This window comes from Roseibium porphyridii, assembly GCF_026191725.2.
Taxonomy (GTDB): Bacteria; Pseudomonadota; Alphaproteobacteria; order Rhizobiales; family Stappiaceae; genus Roseibium; species Roseibium porphyridii.
Window position 1 is genome coordinate 1,373,402 of record NZ_CP120863.1, and the last position, 18,305, is coordinate 1,391,706.

The window sequence follows — 18,305 nt, forward strand, 5'->3', positions numbered from 1 at the left end:
AAAGCATGAAGATCACTTGCATTTCTGTCTGGCAGGTCGCGTTGCCGCTGGCGAAACCTTACTGGCTGTCCGGAGGGCGGCTGAAATTTGAGGAAATCGACAGCACCTTCATCCGTATCGAAACGGATGAGGGTCTTGCCGGTTGGGGCGAAGGCTGCCCCTGGGGCCATACCTATCTGCCCGCCTATGGCGATGGACTGAGAGCTGCCCTTGGTATTCTCGCTCCTGCACTGATCGGGCGGGATCCACGTGCGTTGGATGACATCAACCGGACGATGGACGTCCAGCTGCCGGGTCATCCTTACGCAAAAGCGCCCCTCGACATTGCCTGTTGGGATCTGCTCGGCAAATCGTTCGAACTGCCGTTGTGGACGTTGCTGGGCACGGAAACACCGGCTGCGGTCGCCGTAAATTCTTCCATATCGACCGGCTCACCGGACGAAATGATTGCCGATATCATGGCCGCGAGCGAAAAAGGATATCGCACCCATTCTGCCAAAATCGGCGGGCAGGACTTTGCCGCTGATATCGAACGTATCGAGGCGATCTCGGCGTCTTTGAAACAAGGCGAAGAGGTGACTTTCGATGTCAATCGAGCCTGGACACCGGGCGTTGCGCTGCAGGTTCTGAACGCAGTCAAAGCGCGCGACTGGATCGAGCAACCATGCGAAACGCTGGAACAGTCTGCATCCGTTGCAGCCAGGGTTCCACAGCCGATCATGCTCGACGAGTGCCTGCATACGTTTCAGGATCATCTTGATGCCTGGAGACTGGGGGCTTGCCAGGGCGTGAAGGTCAAACCCAATCGTGTCGGCGGGCTGACACGTGCCCGGCAAATTCGCGACTTCGGTGTCTCGGTCGGTTGGCAAATGCACATAGAAGACACTGGCGGCAGCGCGTTTGCAGATACGGCAAGTTTGCATCTTGCTGCCTCGACACCTGACGCCAACCGATTGGCAAGCTGGCTTTGTCACGCGCATCTTGCACACGACCCGGTGCCGGGCCAGGGCGGGCGCAACGTGGATGGGTTCGTCACTCTCAACGATACGCCAGGTGTTGGAGTTGTTCCTGATCCTGACCGACTTGGCAAACCTGTTGCGGTCTATGGGGGTGCGCGGTGACCAATTTTCCAGACATTCGCATCTCTGCTTTGACCCTTTGGCGGGTGCCCCTGACAAGTCATGAGACGTATTACATGGCGTCCGGAAAAACCTGTGCCACGGTTGACAGCATGGTCCTTCGCATCGACACGGACACCGGGCTTTCCGGCTGGGGCGAGGTTTGTCCGATCCCGCACTATCTGCCTGCATATGCACGCGGCGTTGCCCCGGCGCTTGAGGAATTGGCCCCTGTCCTTATCGGTTCGAACCCGGTCGGGGTCGAGGCCCTGATGACGGCCTGCCGGTCTCATCTTCAAGGGCATCGTTATGCGCAATCTGCTATCGATATCGCACTTTGGGACCTGACGGGCAAAGCCTGCGGAGTGCCGGTTTATACGCTCCTTGGTGGCCGGCAATGCTCTGACCTGCCGCTCTATCATTCCATTACCTGCATAGACCCTGATGAGATGGCACGAATGGCACAGGAGGCGATTGCGTCCGGTATGCGCCAGATCCAGGTCAAGCTTGGTGCGGATGATGACTGGCAGGCAGACGTCTGCCGTCTGAAAAAGGTTCGGGAAGCCGTTGGTGGCGGTGCACTGGTGTATGGGGACTGGAACTGCGGTGCCACGAGGCTTGACGCGACACGTGTCGGCCGGGCCGTCGCGGATTTGGATCTCATGCTGGAACAGCCTTGCGCGACTTTGGAAGAATGCGCTGCCGTCAGAGCCGCGACAGGACTTCCGATGAAGCTCGACGAAAATGCGCATGACATGGCAACACTACTCAAGGCCTACGAGCTTGGCTGCATGGATGCTGTCGCTTTGAAGCTCAGCAAGTTTGGTGGCATTACCGAACTACGCCGGGCAAGGGATCTCTGTCTGCACTTTGGGGCGAAGATGTGCGTCGAAGACACTTGGGGGTCTGACATCGCAACAGCTGCCGCTTTGCATGTTGCAGCAGCAACGCCGCCAGGCTCGATCATGAATGTGTGTGATCTGTCGGGTTATGTCACTCCACGCCTTGACCCGGAAGCGCCAAGCCGCAACAACGGTCGACTTGCACCGCCGCAAGGACCGGGGCTCGGTGTTTGGCCAAATGCGGACGACCTCGGCGACCCGGTTCTTTCCCTTGCCGCATAATTGAAATCTGGCCGAAGGAGGCCACGCGATGAAGACCTCGATTTCTCAAAAAGACTGGACGGATCGTGCTGCCAAAGTGTTGCCGGCGGCTGGTTTCGGAAACTTCGAACCTGGCATCGTTATTCGCGAAGGCAAGGGTTCGAGAGTGTGGGACGAGGACGGTGCAGAGTTTATTGACTACCTGATTGGCTCAGGCCCGATGTTGATCGGCCATGGTCATCCTGAAGTGCTGGAGGCTGTCGAAGAACAACTCGCAAAGGGCCTGACCTTCTTTACCAACAACGCTCGCGGCATCGAACTGGCCGAAGTGCTGGTAGAAGCCGTGCCGTGCGCCGACCAGATCCGGTATGTCTCGACCGGAGGCGAGGCCGACATGTACGCCATGAGGCTAGCCCGGGCTCATACCGGACGGGACAAGATCCTCAAATTCGAAGGTGGCTACCACGGCATGTCGGCGGAGGCCTTGATGAGCCTGTCGCCGAAAACTCTGGTCAACTTCCCGCAGGCCGTATCCGATACGGCCGGAACGCCGGAAAGCGTTCGAGACGACATGTTGATCGCACCGTTCAACGATGCGGAGTTTGCCCGGCAGTTGATTGCGGAGCACGCCAATGACATTGCCTGCGTGATCGTTGAACCTTTGCAACGGCTTATCCCGCCAGAGCCGGGTTTTCTCGAAACGCTTCGTGAAGAGACTGAAAAACACGGTATCGTCTTGGTGTTCGATGAAGTCGTCACCGGGTTTCGGCTCGCCTACGGTGGCGCGCAGGAGGCCTACGGTGTCGTTCCTGACTTGTGCACGCTGGGCAAAGTGATTGGCGGCGGTTTCCCCCTGGCTGCGGTTGCCGGGAAGAAGGAAATCATGGACCACTTCGACAGGTCAATTGTCGGAGACAAGGGGTTCACTTTCCAGATCGGCACGCTCAGCGGCAACCCTGTTGCCAGTGTCGCGGGGCTGAAGACATTGGAAATTCTCAAGCGCCCAGGGGCCTATGAGACCATCAGGAAACATGGTGAGCGGTTGATGGCTGCGCTTACCAATGCGCTGAACGGACAGGGTATCGCTCATCAAATCGTTGGCGATCCCGTGCTGTTCGACGTTGTCTTTACCGATACACCAGTGAAGAGCTACCGTGACGTTCTGAAAGGTGATGCAGACAAGGCAAAAGTCTTCAATCAAAGCATGCGTTCGAGCGGAATACTGAAGCCTGACAGCAAACTCTATACGCATCTGGCATTGACGGAAGCCGATCTGGTTCAAACGGAAGCGGCGATGGAGACAGCTGCACGCGCACTGGTGGCCTGATCTGTTTCAGCATAATATCCCTCCTTGCACTTCGACCGTTCGTCTCAATCCGACGTGACCGCGTGTAGGGCCGCACAAGTCCGGACTTGAGAAAAACCGTCGATCGTACGGAGCCCGGCGGATGCCAAAATGCTGCATCAGACTTCTCATTGGTCGTGTCTTTTTACCCGCCTTGGGCGTTTTTGGTGCTGTGGCTGTGAGTTTGGCTGCGTCAATGCCGGAGGGCGCAGGCGCTCCAGAAGAAAAACGCGTCGACCTCAGAGACAAGATCGGCCAGATGATTGTGGTCGGATTTCTGGGAGACCGGCCTGAAGCGTCTGGGTTTCAAAAGGTCCGCGGGCAACTTCAATCCGGTGCAATTGGCGGCGTTCTTTATCTTGGACGCAATCTTCGGGACCAAGAAACCGTGCGCCGGATGAATGGCGCACTTCGGAGCGCAAGTCCTTCCCGGATGCCGGCGTTGATCGCAATTGATCAGGAAGGGGGTGTTGTCCAGCGCCTCAAACGCCACCACGGATTTCCGCAAACACCATCGGCAAAACAGATCGCAAAGCAGTCAAGTTTGTCCGATGCCGTCGATGCTTATGGTGTGCTCGCCGCAGGACTTGAAGAGTGGGGATTCACACTTAACCTCGGCCCGGTCGTGGATGTGGACATCAATCCGCGCAATCCGATCATTGGTCGACTTGGCCGTTCCTATTCTCGTGATCCGGACCGCGTTGCAGCCTATGGCGGAGCATTTGTCGAGGCGCACCGCAGGCATGGCGTCCTGACCGCTTTGAAGCATTTTCCAGGCCACGGGTCGAGCCGCCGGGACAGTCACAAAGGCGCGGTTGATGTTTCACGAAGCTGGTCGGAAAAGGAACTTGAGCCCTTTCGCAAGCTGATTGATGAGGACCGGGCGGACATCATCATGACTGCCCATGTCATCAATCGAAAACTGCAGGGCAAGGGCGAAAGAGGCCCGGTGTCGCTTTCGCAAGTCGTCTTGTCCAGCGTCTTGCGTGAAGATCTCGGATTTGGCGGCGTCATCATGTCGGACGATTTGCAGATGGATGCCATTCGCCGAAATCATTCCCTGAAAGATGCTGTTGTAAAGGCAGTTGCCGGGGGAACGGATATTCTTCTGTTTGCAAACGACAAACGACCGGACCCGGACATCCCCTTAATAGTGGCTGACATTCTGCTTGAGGCATCCGCAAAAGACCCGGAATTGGCCCAAAAGATCATCGCCGCTCATGACAGAATTGTTGCCCTTAAAGCCAGACTTGGCGGTGCGTCCACATTTGCGCTTGCTTCCTCCAGCGATCTTGAAGCGTGGCTTTCGGAAATTGCGCCGGACCCGGATCGCTGTATGTTGCAAAACGTTCAGTAAAGCCAGCGCGGGAGCCAGGTCGCGATGATCGGGAAAAACCAAAGGATCGCGACGGCAACAATCTGCAATCCGATGAACGGAACCACTCCGCGATAGATTTGACCCGTCGTGATTTCCTTCGGAGCCGCACCACGCAGATAAAAGAGCGAAAAGCCGAAAGGTGGCGTCAAGAACGAGGTTTGCAGATTGATCGCGATCAGCACGGTCAGCCAGATCGGGTCGATCCCCATCAGGATGAGGGGCGGGATCAGAACCGGCAGCAGGATCACGGAAATCTCGACGAAATCGAGAAAGAAACCGAGAATGAAAACAAAAAGCATCGCGAAAATCAGCGCGCCGGTTGGGCCCCCCGGCATTTCGTTCAGCAATGCATGAACGCGATCTTCGCCACCCAGACCGACAAAGACGAGCGAGAAGAAACTTGCCATCAAGATGGTGGCAAAAATCATCGACGTGACGGTCAATGTCGACAGGAGCGAGGCTTTCAAAAGCCCGTCCGAAAATGCCGCCTTCAGAATGCGAAGGACTACGCCGAGGGCAAAGAGAGCCAATCCTGCATAGAGCGCGGCAAGCACATACCCGCCGATGGACGTGTCGGACCGTTGCAGGCGGACAGGAAGCAGCGAAGCGGCGACAGCAAGGACAAGAAGCGCACCGGTTGCCAATACGATCAGTCGTACTGAAATGCCAAGTCTGCGACCGGCAAGAAGGATGGCACCGATGGCCCCGACCGACGCTGCTTCGTTCGGAGACGCGATGCCGCCAAGAATGGACCCGAGCACGGCGATTATAAGAAGGATGGGTGGAACCACAGCTCCTGCGATTTCGGCTGAAGACGGCGGAGCAACATGTTCCTTCATGGCCGGGGCGTCCTTGGGAAACAAGGCGGCTCGTCCGATGATGTAGACACAATAGACGGCGACCAACAGCAGACCCGGCACCATTGCGGCGGCAAAGGTCTGACCGACCGAGATTGTCTCGATGGTGAACTTGCCTTGTGCGTATTGTGCCTGTTGGAACGCATTCGACATCACATCGGCGAGAATGATCAGCAGTGTCGATGGCGGAATGATCTGTCCAAGCGTTCCGGCTGTGCAGACCATTCCGGAGGCAAGCTTCGGGTCATAGCCATTGCGCAGCATGGTCGGCAACGCGATCAGTCCCATGGCGACAACGGTTGCACCGACAATGCCAGTGGAGGCGGCAAGCAATGCTCCGACCAGAACGACCGATACGCCGAGGCCACCGTTCATCTTTCCGAAAAGACGCCCCATGGTTTCAAGGAGATCCTCGGCGATGCGGCTCTTTTCCAGGATGACACCCATCAGCACGAACAGCGGAATTGCGGTCAGAACCGGATTGGTCAGAACGCCGAAGAAACGCTGGCCCATCGCGCCCATCAGCTGAATGTTGAAGTCACCGAGAAACCATCCGAGCAACGCAAAGCCAGTCGCGACACCTGCGATTGTGAACGCTACTGGATAACCGAGCAGGATGAAGGCGATCAACGCGCCGAACATGATCAGATCGAGCGGCAGGCTCATGCGTTTGCGCCCTTCAGTTTTTGAAGGTCGCGCAAAAACGCGGCCAAACCCTGGATAAGCAACAAGATGCAATAAGCGGGAATGAGTGATTTCAGCAGGAAGGAGGCAGGTATACCGCCAACGGATATCGCTCCTTCCAAAATGGCCCAACTGCCGCGCACGGTCGGCCAGGAGAACCAGATCAGAACGATCAGGGCCGGGGTCAACAGGAAGAGATGACCGAATAGATCAATCCAGGCCTGTCGACGCTCATCGAGCTTGGCGTAGAAGATGTCGACCCGTACATGAGCATTGACGAGAAAGGTATAACCGGCGCCCAGCATGAAAATGGACGCATGAAAATAGAGCACACCCTCATCCAGAAAAATGTAGCTGAAGCCGAAGACGTACCGCAGCAGAACGATTACGAATTGCAAAAGCAGCATGCCGAGCGCGGCCCGGCATAATATGTGGCCGATGACAGAATTGACGCGCTCAAGCGCGCCCGCCAGTTTGTCCATCGCGGTCGCCCTGCCTTTTTCAATTGGTTGGGATCGTGCTTTTCCAAGCCTGAATTAGGACGGGAAATCTTGCCGATTGTCACCCTTCATTTTTTCAAACAACGGGCTTGCTGTCCTTAAACGAGACATTTGAAAAGAGTTGGCCACGCCGGTGGGAAGACGTGTTCCTGTCCACCGGCGTGTTCCTTGCCACGTCAGTCGTAGCTGTAGTCCATGACGCGGGCGTTCATCTGGCCGTTGTCTGCATAAGGCATGTAGTCGCGCATCAGGTTGCGATAATTCAGGAAGCTCTCGGTGATCCGAACGACCAGTTCATCGTCGCTTGCACGCAGGTCGGCAATCACTTCGCCAGCTGCATTCCCCATTGCAACGATGACTTCGTCCGGAAGTTTACGCACCATCACGCCGTGGTCGTTGACCAACTGGGTCAAGGCCTGTGCGTGCTTGGTGTTGTATTCCGTCAGGACGTCGTTGTAGAGGCTGGCGCAGGCACGTGCGACGGCTTCCTTCAGATCGTCCGGGAGTTCGTTGTAGGCATCCAGATTGACGGCACATTCTTCTGCAGAGGAAGGTTCACCGACGCCAGGCCAATAGTAGTTTTTGGCAATCTGGTAGTATCCCAGAGCACTGTCAGTCCATGGTCCGATAAATTCACCGGCGTCAAGAGCGCCGGATTGCAAGGCCTGGAACATTGCGGGGCCACTCATCGCCTGAACAGCCATGCCCATCTTGGAGCACATCTCGGAGGCCAAGCCTGTAGAACGGAATTTCAAGCCCTTCAGGTCGTCCACGCTGTTGATCTCGGTCCGGAACCAGCCGGCCCATTGCGGTCCGGAGTTTCCGCACAGGAACGGCTTCAGATTGAAGCGTGCATAAATCTCGTCATAGAGGGACTGTCCACCCCCGTGGATCAGCCAGCCGGCTTGTTCTGGAGCCGTCAGGCCAAAGGGTTGTGAACCAAACAGAAGAATGCCTTTGGACTTGGAACCCCAATAAGCCGGAACCGCGTGGTAAAGTTCAGCAGTCCCCTGACCGACGGCGTCGAACACTCCGTTGCCCGGAACGATTTCACCGGCAGCAAAAAGCTTGACCTCGATCTTGCCGCTGGAAAGGGCCGTAATGCGGTCCGCCAGCATCTGCGCTGCGACGCCCGGACCTGGAAGGTTCTTGGGCCAGGCAGTGACCATGCGCCACTGGCGAACGTCTTGTGCAATAGCGGGCGCTGCCAGCGTCGAAGCGGCAACGGCCGCGGTGCCCGTAGCGCCTGCTTTCAGAAAATCACGTCTTTTCATCGTATAATCCCTCGTTCACAGGTAATGGTTCGGAGCCTCCAGCCGTGCGTTTTATGATCCCAGAATAGCCGGTAGGTTGAGCCCCTGTTCTTTCGCGCAATTGAGCGCGATCTCGTAACCGGCGTCCGCGTGACGCATCACGCCTGTTGCCGGGTCATTCCAGAGCACCCTTTCGATGCGTCGGTCCGCATCCTCGGTGCCGTCGCAGCAAATCACCATGCCGGAGTGCTGCGAGAACCCCATTCCAACGCCGCCGCCATGATGAAGCGACACCCAGGTCGCCCCTGATGCCGTATTGAGCAGTGCGTTCAGAAGTGGCCAATCCGAAACGGCGTCAGAACCGTCTTTCATGGCCTCGGTTTCCCGGTTCGGCGATGCCACCGAACCACTGTCCAGATGATCCCTGCCGATGACCACTGGCGCTTTCAGCTCGCCAGTGCGGACCATTTCGTTAAATGCAAGGCCAAGGCGATGACGCTGGCCCAGTCCGACCCAGCAAATGCGGGCAGGCAGACCCTGAAACGCTATGCGTTCTCTTGCCATGTCGAGCCAGTTGTGCAGATGATGGTCGTCCGGGATCAGCTCTTTCACCTTGGCGTCGGTCTTGTAGATGTCTTCCGGATCTCCGGAGAGAGCGCACCAGCGGAACGGACCGATGCCGCGACAGAAAAGCGGCCGGATATAGGCCGGGACAAAGCCCGGAAAGGCAAAGGCATTTTCCAGGCCTTCTTCAAGCGCCACTTGTCGAATGTTGTTGCCATAGTCGAGTGTCGGAACCCCGGCATTCCAGAAGTCGACCATTGCTGCGACATGCACTTTCATTGAGGCGCGAGCCGCTTTTTCCACCGCCTTCGGGTCGGTCTCGGCTCTGGCCCGCCATTCGGCGACTGTCCATCCCTGGGGAAGATAGCCATTGACCGGGTCGTGGGCGGAGGTCTGGTCGGTGACGATATCCGGTTTGACGCCGCGTCTGACCAGCTCGGCAAAGACATCGGCAGCGTTGGCTATCAAGGCGACCGACTTGGACTCGCCCGCCTTTGTCCAGCGGTCAATCAAGTCCAATGCTTCGTCCAGGGAGTGTGTCTTCTCATCGACGTAGCGCGTGCGCAGACGAAAGTCGGCGCTTTTTTCGTCGCACTCGACGGCGAGGCAACATGCTCCGGCCATGACCGCAGCAAGCGGCTGTGCTCCACCCATTCCGCCAAGACCACCGGTCAGGATCCAGCGCCCCTTGAGATTGCCCTCATAGTGCTGACGGCCGGCCTCCATGAAGGTTTTATAGGTACCCTGAACGATGCCTTGTGTGCCGATATAGATCCAGGAGCCAGCTGTCATCTGGCCGTACATGGCCAGGCCTTTCTTGTCGAGCTCGTGAAAGTGATCCCAATTGGCCCAATTGGGCACCAGGTTGGAATTGGCGATCAGGACGCGAGGCGCATCCTTGTGGGTCTTGAAAACGCCAACCGGTTTACCGGATTGCACCAGAAGTGTTTCGTCGTCATTCAGGCTCTTCAGTCCCGCGACAATGCGATCAAAATCATCCCAGGTTCGTGCCGCCCTGCCGATGCCACCATAGACCACCAGTTCATGGGGATTTTCAGCGACGTCCGGGTGAAGGTTGTTCATCAGCATGCGCAGCGGTGCTTCGGTCAGCCATGACTTTGCATTCAGATCCGTGCCGGTCGGCGGGTAGACGTCACGGGCGTTGTGGCGACGATCGGTCATTGTTCGCTCCCAGAAATTTCGGATGATTTTTGCTTGAGGATCGGCGCAAGCTTTTCGAGCGCGCTCAAGATAGTCTTTAAAGGGGTTCGCAACCGATCTGCCTTCTCTTCGTCAAGGGCAAATGGCAGGTCTTCGCTTTTGAGGTGCGTCCTTTGGGCAAGTTCCATCTGTATGGCATGCACGCCATCAGTTGGACGCCCGTAGTGACGGGTGGTCCAACCGCCCTTGAAACGTCCGTTGAGCACGGACGTGTAACCTGCGGCAGTTTCGGTGTTGCTGACGACGGCTGCTTCGACAGCCGGGGCACAAGTAGCACCATTGTTTGTGCCGGTGTTGAAGTCGGGCAATCTCCCTTCAAAGAGAAACGGCACAACTGACCGGATCGAATGGCAATCATAAAGGATGGCAACGCCATGCAATGCCTTCACCCGCTTAATCTCGGCTTCAAGGGCCGCGTGATATGGGGCATGCCAGGCAAGTCGTCGGGCTTCGATCTCCGCTGCGTCCGGTTCCTGGCCATTATGATAAATGGGACGTCCATCGAAATCGGTCGCCGGGCAAAGGCTTGTCGTGTTTTGTCCCGGATAAAGGGAAGCGCCAGCCGGATCGCGATTGGCATCAATGACATAGCGGTGAAAACCTGCCTTCACCATGGTCGCGCTTGAAAGAAGACCTTCGTACAGCCGATCGACATGCCAATCCGTATCGGCGAGCTTCAGTCCGGTCTCGTTCAAGCGAGCGCGGATGTTGTCCGGCACGAAAGTGCCGGCGTGGGGAACGCCCAGGACAATGGGACCGTCGCCCCGGATGACGTCAACCGGTTGCATATGTGTCTCCAAGACTGATCAGGTGATCTTGTGCAACAACGGAAGCGAGCGCGCGCGAGCGCACAAATTCAGCGGCGGTTTCAAGGTCGGGTGCCATATAACGGTCGGCCTGAAGGGCCGGGACGTCTTGCCGTAGCCTGGCAAGGACAGATTGCAAAGCTGCACTGGTCTTGAGTGGAGCCCGGTGTTCAACACCCTCTGCCGCGCATAGCAATTCCACGCCTAGTATCTGTGCGAGGTTTGCATTCATGCGCCCAAGCCTCATCGCGCCGTGGGCAGCCATCGAGACATGGTCTTCCTGATTGGCACTGGTCGGTGTTGAATCCGTTGAACACGGGTTCGCCAGATGCTTGTTCTCGCTCATCAATGCCGCAGTGGTGACTTCGGCGATCATCATTCCGGAATTCAGGCCGGGGTCTTTTGCGAGAAACGGAGGCAGATCGAACGAAAGGCTGGGGTCGACCATCAAGGCGACGCGGCGCTGGGCGATTGCTCCCAACTCGGCAATTGCCAGTGCGATCTGATCGGCGGCAAATGCGACAGGTTCTGCATGAAAGTTGCCGCCGGATACGATCCGGTCTGCATCTATCAGCACCAGCGGGTTGTCGGTTGCGGCATTGGCTTCAATCTCCAGAGTTCGCGCCGCCATGCGCAGAAGATCGACGCAGGCACCGGCGACCTGTGGCTGACAACGGATGCAGTAGGGGTCCTGAACACGCTGGTCATCCTCGCGATGACTGTCGCGTATCTCCGAGCCTTCCATGATCGCGCGCATGGAGTGTGCAACTTCGATCTGACCACGGTGGCCGCGCAGTTGATGGATTTCCGGGAGGAGCGGTGCTGTCGATCCCATGATGGCATCGGTGGATAGGCTAGCGGTGAGGAGCGTTGCCTCGGCAAGCCGCCAGGCCTCGAAAAGTCCAGACAAGGCGCAGGCCGTTGAAAACTGAGTGCCGTTGATGAGGCCGAGGCCTTCCTTGGGGCCGAGTACCACCGGAGCCAGACCGGCTCTTTCAAGCGCTTCGCCGCCCGGCATCCTGGTGCCCGAATAGTCAGCCTCGCCTTCGCCGATCAGAACCGCTGTCATATGCGCAAGCGGTGCAAGATCGCCTGATGCGCCGACGGAGCCCTGAGACGGAACAACGGGCGTGATGCCTTTCTCCAGACAGTCCTCAATCAGCTTGAGGATTTTGAAACGCACTCCAGACGCACCGCGCCCCAATGACAAGAGTTTCAATACCATCATCAGGCGCGTGGTCGGACGGTCGAGCGGTTCACCTACGCCGCAACAATGGGACAGGATCAGGTTGCGTTGCAGGGTTGCCGTATCTTCCGGTGCTATTTTGACACTGGCCAGTTTGCCGAAACCGGTGTTGACGCCATAGACGGCATCGCTGCCTCCGGCAGCCTTTGCGATGCGTTCGGCAGCTTCGTCGATTGACGGTTTGGCCTTTCTGTCGACGCGCACCGCTGTTTCGTTCCTGAATACCGCTTCCAGGTCAGACAGTGTCACGTTGCCTGGGGTCAGGGTGAGGGTGCTCATTCAGAGCCTCCGAAAATACGTTTCTGGAGTGAGTTGAAGCCGATGCGGTAGGACAGTTCGGCCGGGTGGTCGACGTTCCAGATGGCAAGATCCGCACGCATGCCGGCCTTGAGGCAGCCCTGGTCTTCAAGGTTCAATGCTCGTGCGGCTTCTCGTGTAACACCGGCAAGAGCTTCTTCCGGCGTCATGCGGAACAGTGTGCAGCCCATGTTCATTGTGGTCAGCAAGGATGCGAGAGGCGAAGACCCCGGATTGCAATCCGTTGCCAGCGCAATTGGCACGCCCTCCTGACGCAGCAACTCAAGCGGAGGCATTTGCGTTTCGCGCAAAGTGTAGAAAGCTCCTGGCAACAAAACGGCAACCGAGTCGCTTTTCTTGAGTGCCTTTGCACCTGCCTCATCCAGATACTCAAGATGATCCGCCGAGAGCGCACCATAGGATGCGGCAAGTTTTGTTCCGCCGAGATTTGAGAGTTGTTCGGCGTGAAGTTTCACCGGAAGGCCGAGCTCCCTGGCTTTGTCAAAAACTTTCGCAATCTGTTCGGGAGAAAAGGCAATGCCCTCGCAAAAGCCGTCGACGGCATCCACGAGGTTTTCCTCATTTGCCTCTTCCAGCGTTGGCAGGCAGACCTCTTCCAGGTAAGCGTCAGGCCGATCCTTGTATTCAGCTTGGACAGCGTGCGCACCAAGAAAACTGGTTCTGACGTGGATCGGTCTTTTTCGGGAAATGCTACGTGCGGTGCGCAGCATGCGCAGTTCCGTTTCTCGGTCGAGGCCATAACCTGACTTGATCTCGATAGCGGTTACGCCCTCACGGATCAGCGCGTCAACACGCGTCAACGCGGAAGCAAGGAGATCTTCTTCGCTTGCTGCCCGTGTCGCTGAGACAGTTGAAACAATGCCACCGCCAGCACGCGCGACTTCCTCGTAACTCGCACCTTGAAGACGCATTTCAAATTCACGTGCGCGGTTGCCGCCAAAAACAACATGCGTGTGACAGTCGATCAGCCCGGGCGTGACCAGCCTGCCTTCAAGATCTTCGGATGGAAGCTCGCGGTCCTGTCTCGGAAGATCCTGGTCCGGACCTGCAAATGCGAGCCGATCTCCGTCGATCACCAAAGCACCTTGTTCGACAAGTCCGTAGGCCGCGCCGTTGGCGGTAAATGTCGCGAGCTTGGCGTTGGTCAGAAGGCGTCTGGACAAGGCCCATCCTCGGCTTGATTAGATTGCGCTATTCGATAATATGCATGCACATATTAAGGTGTCAACGAAGGAAAACGGCATGGCGACCAACTCGGCAACAGAGGTTTTTGCAGAGCAGGCGCTGCTTCCGTCCGGTTGGGCGGAAAATGTTGTGGTGAGCCTGGGTCTGGACGGAAGAATCAAGGATGTGGTGACAGGCGCAAATCCGGCCGGACAACGGGTTGCAGTTCTTTTGCCGGCACCGGTGAACCTCCATAGTCATGCCTTCCAGCGGGCCATGGCAGGAATGAGTGAGCGGCGCGGCATAGGACCGCGCGACAGTTTCTGGACGTGGCGCCAGATCATGTTTCGTTTCCTTGATGCGTTGACGCCTGATGATGTCGAAGCGATTGCGGCCTTTGTCCAGATGGAGATGCTGGAAGCAGGATATGCCGCCGTCGGAGAATTCCATTATTTGCATCACCAGCCTGGCGGGGTGCCCTATGACAATCCGGCTGAACTGTCTGACAGGATTATCGCGGCTGCCGCCAGCACTGGTATTGGTCTGACCCATTTGCCCGTGCTTTATCAATATGGCGGCTGTGATCGTCGCGCACTTGCTGCGGGCCAGATCCGCTTCGGAAACGACCTTCAAGGTTTTGAGACGCTTTTTGAGCGCGCTGCCATGTTCATCAAGGCATTGCCGGATGATGCGGTGATCGGAATTGCGCCGCACTCCTTGAGAGCGGTGGATGAAGCCGGTCTGAAAACGGCGGTAGACCTGGCAGGTGACAAGCCGCTTCATATGCATCTTGCCGAGCAAATTCCTGAAGTGGAGGAAGTCCTCGCGTCCAAGGGAGCGCGCCCGGTGGAATGGCTGTTGGAAAACCAAAAAGTCGAACCGAACTGGTGCCTTATTCACTGCACCCAAATGACGCAGGAGGAGACGAAAGCGCTCGCTTTGACCGGTGCTGTGGCCGGACTTTGCCCGATTACGGAATCCAGTCTAGGCGACGGTATCTTCGATGGGGTCCGGTTTATGGAGCAAGGCGGCCGTTTCGGGTTTGGCTCGGATTCCAATATCCGGATTTCCCTTTCAGAAGAGCTGCGAACGTTCGAATATTCTCAGCGTTTGAGAGATCGGAGCCGGGCAACAGTTGCAACATCAGAAAAGTCGACAGGGCGCGTACTTTTTGAAGGGGCTGCGACAGGCGGCGCTCAGGCTGCGGGCCGAAGCGCGGGATCAATCGCTGCAGGCAAGTTTGCAGATTTGGTTGCACTCGACGGGAATGCCATCGATCTTGACGGCCGCAAGGGCGACGAAGTCCTCGATACCTTTGTCTTCGCCGGTGATGATCGAATGGTTTCGGAAGTCTGGTCTGCCGGACGGCATGTTGTTTCGGGTGGAAACCATGTAAAAGGCGATGCCATCCGCGCTAAATACCGGGCCACGATGACCGCGTTGCGCGACCGACTTTAACTGGACTGACCACTTGACGTTGACCGAGACAAATTCCTGGACAGGCATTCGCAAGGAGCTGTTGCGAAGGATACATAGCCGGGTCTGGCAACCGGGTGAGCAGATCCCGCATGAGGCTGATCTCGCCGAGGAATTTGGCTGCGCCCGGACAACTGTCAACAGAGCGCTCAGGGACCTTGCGGAAAGCGGCCTTGTTGTGCGCAAACGGCGGGCGGGAACGCGTGTCGCACTCAACCCGCCTCAACGGGCGACCCTGACAATTCCAATCATACGGGAAGAAGTCGAGGCGACGGGCAGGACCTATCGCCATAGTCTCCTGGAACGGGACTTTCGCCCTCTACCTCCCATGTTACATGGTGCGTTTCCGGCTACGCTTAGTGAGGATGTGCTTTACCTGAAGACGCTGCACTTTGCCGATAACAGGCCCTATGCTTACGAAGAGCGTTATATCAATCTCAACGCAGCGCCGGAGGCCCGCGATACGGCCTTTGACGAGGTCAGTGCCAATGAGTGGCTGGTCCATAATGCGCCTTACAGCCACGGCGACATTTCCTTTTTTGCAGTAAGTGCAGACAAGACCCTGTCCCGCAAACTGGATGCGGGCAGCGGAACCGCCCTTTTTGCGATGGAACGCATCACGTGGGCCGGCAACATGCCGATCACCCATGTGCACCTGATTTTCGCTCCTGGCTATCGAATGCGGACCGAGATCTGACGCTGCCGGCCTCACCTCATGGCAACGGGCAAGGTGAAGGACCAGGAGGCTCGAGAGCCGGGGATGGGAGGAAAAGGTGCTGCTCGCTGAACGGCTTTTACAACGGCTGAATCGAATGGTTTCGAACCCGAAGACTTGGCAAGTCGAATGCCAGTAACGGAACCGTTCTTTCGAACAGTAAATCGAACCACGGCATCACTTTGGGTCCGTTTTCCACCACGGGGTGCTCTGACAGACCTCAGCAGTTTCCGGTGAACTTTCGCAGGGTAGTTGGTTGCATCCGCGTTGCCTGCCGACTTGGCCTTGCTTTTTCGCTGCGATCCGCCCTTTTGAGCCGTGCGGCTGGACGTCCCACTCGCCCCATTTCGGCTTGCTGATTGCGGCTTCCGTGCTTGTTTAGTCCGTTTTTCAGGAACTGCTTCGTCTACCTCGCGGACTGGCGGTTTCGGTTTGATACGCGGGCTGGGTGTCGTTTCGGCAGGTTCAGCAGTTGGCGCATTTTCCGCCTCGATTGCAGCAAGTTCGTTCGCCGGTACTGGTTTAGCTGTCACGCTTTCGGTATTTGCAGCATTTGGAAGGACCGGTGTCGGCTGCGCATGGCTTGGTTTCAAGGTCGCTGATGGTGCAGAGGCGATGAGTGGCACCTGTGTGATGTTTTTTTCAGGTGTTTGGGCCTTACTGCCGACAGTTCTTGCAATTTTTTCGGGAGCGAGCGCTCGAGATGTAACTGCCAGAGCATTTGTCTGCGCGGTTGGAAGACGGACTGTTGTTTGACGCCTTGGAATAACAGTCGCAACTAGACTTGGCTTTACCGGCGTTGCAGTCTCGCTCTTCGATGAGGTGATTGCCTCAACATTCGAAGCTGCGCTTATTGCGCTCTTGATCGCTTTTCGGGTCGCAATTGCGTCAACTGGAACGGTGGTCGCCAGCTGCTCGACTGAACCGGAAACAATCGTGTTGAAGGCAGCTTCTCCCAACACTGCATGCTGTACTGCGCCGCCACCTGAATGCTTTAGAGCTGGAGCGTCTGTCATCGTGAGGGCAGCGGCAATCACGTGAATTGCCAGCGACAACAAGACAGCGACAAAAAACAGTCGGTGGATTGATTTCATTTGTCGGTGGTCCGTGTGACGACGACAACGGCGTCAGCACCAGCGCCATAAAGGGCTTTGACGTGCTGCAGCAGTTTTCCTGCTCCCAGATTTTTGTCTGCTGCCAGTTTGACCTGTCTTGGCGCACCCTCGCGCTCCGGTAAATGGTTTGCCAAATAGTCCGCAGCGGTCACAGGTGCTTCGCGATATACCAGTGCGCCATCGCCGCGTGCATAAAGGGCGTCCGGTGGCGGCAGGGGATCTGAGCTCTTTGTCTCAGGCAGGATGACGTCAGGATCTTGAGGCGGTGTAAGTTGCCCGGTGACCAGGAAAAATATCAACATCAAGAACACGATGTTGATAAGGGAAATCGTGGTTTCCAAAGGCCTTTTGGGCTTGTTTCGCCGGACCCTGATCATTCTGGACCTGCAACTATGATTGTGAGCCCATGAATGTTGCTGAGCTGGTCCATGACAGTCATGAGTTGCTGCGTTGTTGTTTCACCGCGCACCAGCACCAACAGTCTGTCGATTTCGCGCGTCTGCAATGCCTGTGCCTTGGCGTAGAGGTCTGTTTGCGCAATTTCTCTGCCGTTGAGCATCAGCCTGGCCTGGTCAAGAACAAGCATGGCCTGCGGAACAGCGCCTCGACCTCCACTTCCCGCAGGATTTCCGATTTTCACCTGTGCGAAGCTTGTGAAAGTCGAGGACAGCATGAAAAACAGCAAAAGCAGAAAAATGACGTCCACCAAAGGTGTCAGAGAAATCGGATTTTGCTTACGGACTGGACGGTCAAGATGCATAGGCGAACTGTTGTCCGGGCTGCACGCCGGCCTTTTCGCTGATTGTTCCTTGTTTCAGAAACAGTGAAGACGTCAGTGTTTCTGTCGCGACACGTTCGGCCTCCAGCCGCGCTTCAAGCCAGGTGACGATCAAAGACACTGGCATGGCGACGCCGAGACCTGCGGCCGTTGTCATCAAGGCAACCCAGATGCCACCTGCAAGTGCGGAAGGATCTACGTTGTTTCCTGCAGCCTGGAGTGCTTGAAATGCGTCGATCATGCCAAGAACAGTTCCGAAGAGGCCAATCAGAGGCGCTATCTGCGCAATGGCCTCCAGAGCCCTGACACCTTTTGAGAAATGATGCAGGTCTCCCATTGCCAGTACGCTGACCTGCTCTTCAATTTCTGTTTTTTCGGCTCGTTGCTCGAGGAGCGTCAGAGTGGTTCGCAGTGCTTTTTCAGCCGCGCTTTTCGGTTGGGCAACGCGGGCCGCCGCGTCGGCATATCGGCCTTGCTGCCACAAAGAAGCCGCCTCACGTGTGTTTCGAGCGTTTCCGATCCTGCACATCTGGAACTCTGCGATCTTTACAATGATCAGTGCCAAGGCAACTACGGAAAGACCGGCAATCACAGTGACAACCGGGCCGCCCAGTGCGAGCAGGGCAGAGACATGATTGAACAGATCATAAAGCATGGGTGTGCT

17 protein-coding genes are annotated in these 18,305 nt (G+C 56.9%); 6 read left to right on the plus strand and 11 right to left on the minus strand.

The window, feature by feature from the left end; all coding sequences use genetic code 11:
• Positions 1-5: 5 nt before the first annotated feature.
• The 4 genes from K1718_RS06480 to K1718_RS06495 all read left to right on the plus strand — a co-directional run bounded on the left by K1718_RS06480 (position 6) and on the right by K1718_RS06495 (position 4,923).
• Complete coding sequence (locus tag K1718_RS06480) at positions 6-1,121, plus strand: mandelate racemase/muconate lactonizing enzyme family protein (protein WP_265684671.1); 1,116 nt, start codon at positions 6-8, stop codon at positions 1,119-1,121.
• Positions 1,118-2,242: a mandelate racemase/muconate lactonizing enzyme family protein gene (locus tag K1718_RS06485; RefSeq protein ID WP_265683183.1), complete on the plus strand. Its 1,125-nt coding sequence runs from the start codon at positions 1,118-1,120 to the stop codon at positions 2,240-2,242. Before K1718_RS06480 ends, K1718_RS06485 begins: the two co-directional genes overlap by 4 nt.
• A 28-nt stretch (positions 2,243-2,270) precedes the next feature.
• On the plus strand, positions 2,271-3,548 hold the full coding sequence (locus K1718_RS06490) for an aspartate aminotransferase family protein (RefSeq protein ID WP_265683187.1): 1,278 nt from the start codon (positions 2,271-2,273) through the stop codon (positions 3,546-3,548).
• Positions 3,549-3,762: 214 nt separating this feature from the next.
• Positions 3,763-4,923, plus strand: coding sequence for a glycoside hydrolase family 3 protein (locus tag K1718_RS06495; protein WP_265683189.1), 1,161 nt, complete (start codon positions 3,763-3,765; stop codon positions 4,921-4,923).
• Here K1718_RS06495 and K1718_RS06500 read toward each other — a convergent pair.
• From K1718_RS06500 to hutI, 7 genes are all read right to left on the minus strand, one after another.
• Positions 4,917-6,467, minus strand: a complete 1,551-nt coding sequence (locus K1718_RS06500) for a TRAP transporter large permease (protein ID WP_152500155.1) — start codon at positions 6,465-6,467, stop codon at positions 4,917-4,919. The genes K1718_RS06495 and K1718_RS06500 overlap by 7 nt on opposite strands.
• The gene (locus tag K1718_RS06505; protein WP_265683193.1) at positions 6,464-6,967 is read right to left on the minus strand and encodes a TRAP transporter small permease subunit; all 504 of its coding nucleotides are present in this window, start codon (positions 6,965-6,967) and stop codon (positions 6,464-6,466) included. The genes K1718_RS06500 and K1718_RS06505 overlap by 4 nt, the downstream gene beginning before the upstream one ends.
• A 194-nt stretch (positions 6,968-7,161) precedes the next feature.
• Positions 7,162-8,259 carry a TRAP transporter substrate-binding protein gene (locus tag K1718_RS06510; protein ID WP_265683195.1) on the minus strand — a complete coding sequence of 366 codons (1,098 nt, stop codon included), beginning with the start codon at positions 8,257-8,259 and terminating at the stop codon, positions 7,162-7,164.
• 51 nt (positions 8,260-8,310) lie between these two features.
• The gene (gene hutU / locus K1718_RS06515) at positions 8,311-9,984 is read right to left on the minus strand and encodes a urocanate hydratase (RefSeq protein ID WP_265683196.1); all 1,674 of its coding nucleotides are present in this window, start codon (positions 9,982-9,984) and stop codon (positions 8,311-8,313) included.
• A complete protein-coding gene (gene hutG / locus K1718_RS06520) occupies positions 9,981-10,811 on the minus strand; it encodes an N-formylglutamate deformylase (RefSeq protein WP_265683198.1) in 831 nt (276 codons plus the stop codon). The genes hutU and hutG overlap by 4 nt, the downstream gene beginning before the upstream one ends.
• Complete coding sequence (hutH, locus tag K1718_RS06525) at positions 10,798-12,354, minus strand: histidine ammonia-lyase (protein WP_152500160.1); 1,557 nt, start codon at positions 12,352-12,354, stop codon at positions 10,798-10,800. Before hutH ends, hutG begins: the two co-directional genes overlap by 14 nt.
• Complete coding sequence (hutI, locus tag K1718_RS06530) at positions 12,351-13,556, minus strand: imidazolonepropionase (protein ID WP_265683200.1); 1,206 nt, start codon at positions 13,554-13,556, stop codon at positions 12,351-12,353. Before hutI ends, hutH begins: the two co-directional genes overlap by 4 nt.
• 79 nt (positions 13,557-13,635) lie before the next feature.
• Between hutI and K1718_RS06535 the strand changes: the two genes are divergently transcribed.
• Together K1718_RS06535 and K1718_RS06540 are read left to right on the plus strand one after the other, a co-directional pair.
• Positions 13,636-15,015 carry a formimidoylglutamate deiminase gene (locus tag K1718_RS06535; RefSeq protein WP_265683202.1) on the plus strand — a complete coding sequence of 460 codons (1,380 nt, stop codon included), beginning with the start codon at positions 13,636-13,638 and terminating at the stop codon, positions 15,013-15,015.
• A 13-nt stretch (positions 15,016-15,028) separates the two neighbouring features.
• Positions 15,029-15,730: a GntR family transcriptional regulator gene (locus K1718_RS06540; protein ID WP_152500163.1), complete on the plus strand. Its 702-nt coding sequence runs from the start codon at positions 15,029-15,031 to the stop codon at positions 15,728-15,730.
• An 11-nt stretch (positions 15,731-15,741) separates the two neighbouring features.
• Here the strand turns inward: K1718_RS06540 and K1718_RS06545 are convergent, their stop codons facing one another.
• From K1718_RS06545 to K1718_RS06560, 4 genes are read right to left on the minus strand one after another with little or no spacing between them, the layout of a single operon-like run.
• On the minus strand, positions 15,742-16,842 hold the full coding sequence (locus K1718_RS06545) for an energy transducer TonB (RefSeq protein WP_265683204.1): 1,101 nt from the start codon (positions 16,840-16,842) through the stop codon (positions 15,742-15,744).
• A complete protein-coding gene (locus K1718_RS06550; RefSeq protein WP_265683205.1) occupies positions 16,839-17,240 on the minus strand; it encodes an ExbD/TolR family protein in 402 nt (133 codons plus the stop codon). Before K1718_RS06550 ends, K1718_RS06545 begins: the two co-directional genes overlap by 4 nt.
• On the minus strand, positions 17,237-17,623 hold the full coding sequence (locus K1718_RS06555) for an ExbD/TolR family protein (protein ID WP_152500166.1): 387 nt from the start codon (positions 17,621-17,623) through the stop codon (positions 17,237-17,239). Before K1718_RS06555 ends, K1718_RS06550 begins: the two co-directional genes overlap by 4 nt.
• Entirely contained in the window at positions 17,613-18,296 is a 684-nt protein-coding gene (locus K1718_RS06560; protein ID WP_265683207.1) for a MotA/TolQ/ExbB proton channel family protein, read from the minus strand. Before K1718_RS06560 ends, K1718_RS06555 begins: the two co-directional genes overlap by 11 nt.
• Positions 18,297-18,305: the final 9 nt, after the last annotated feature.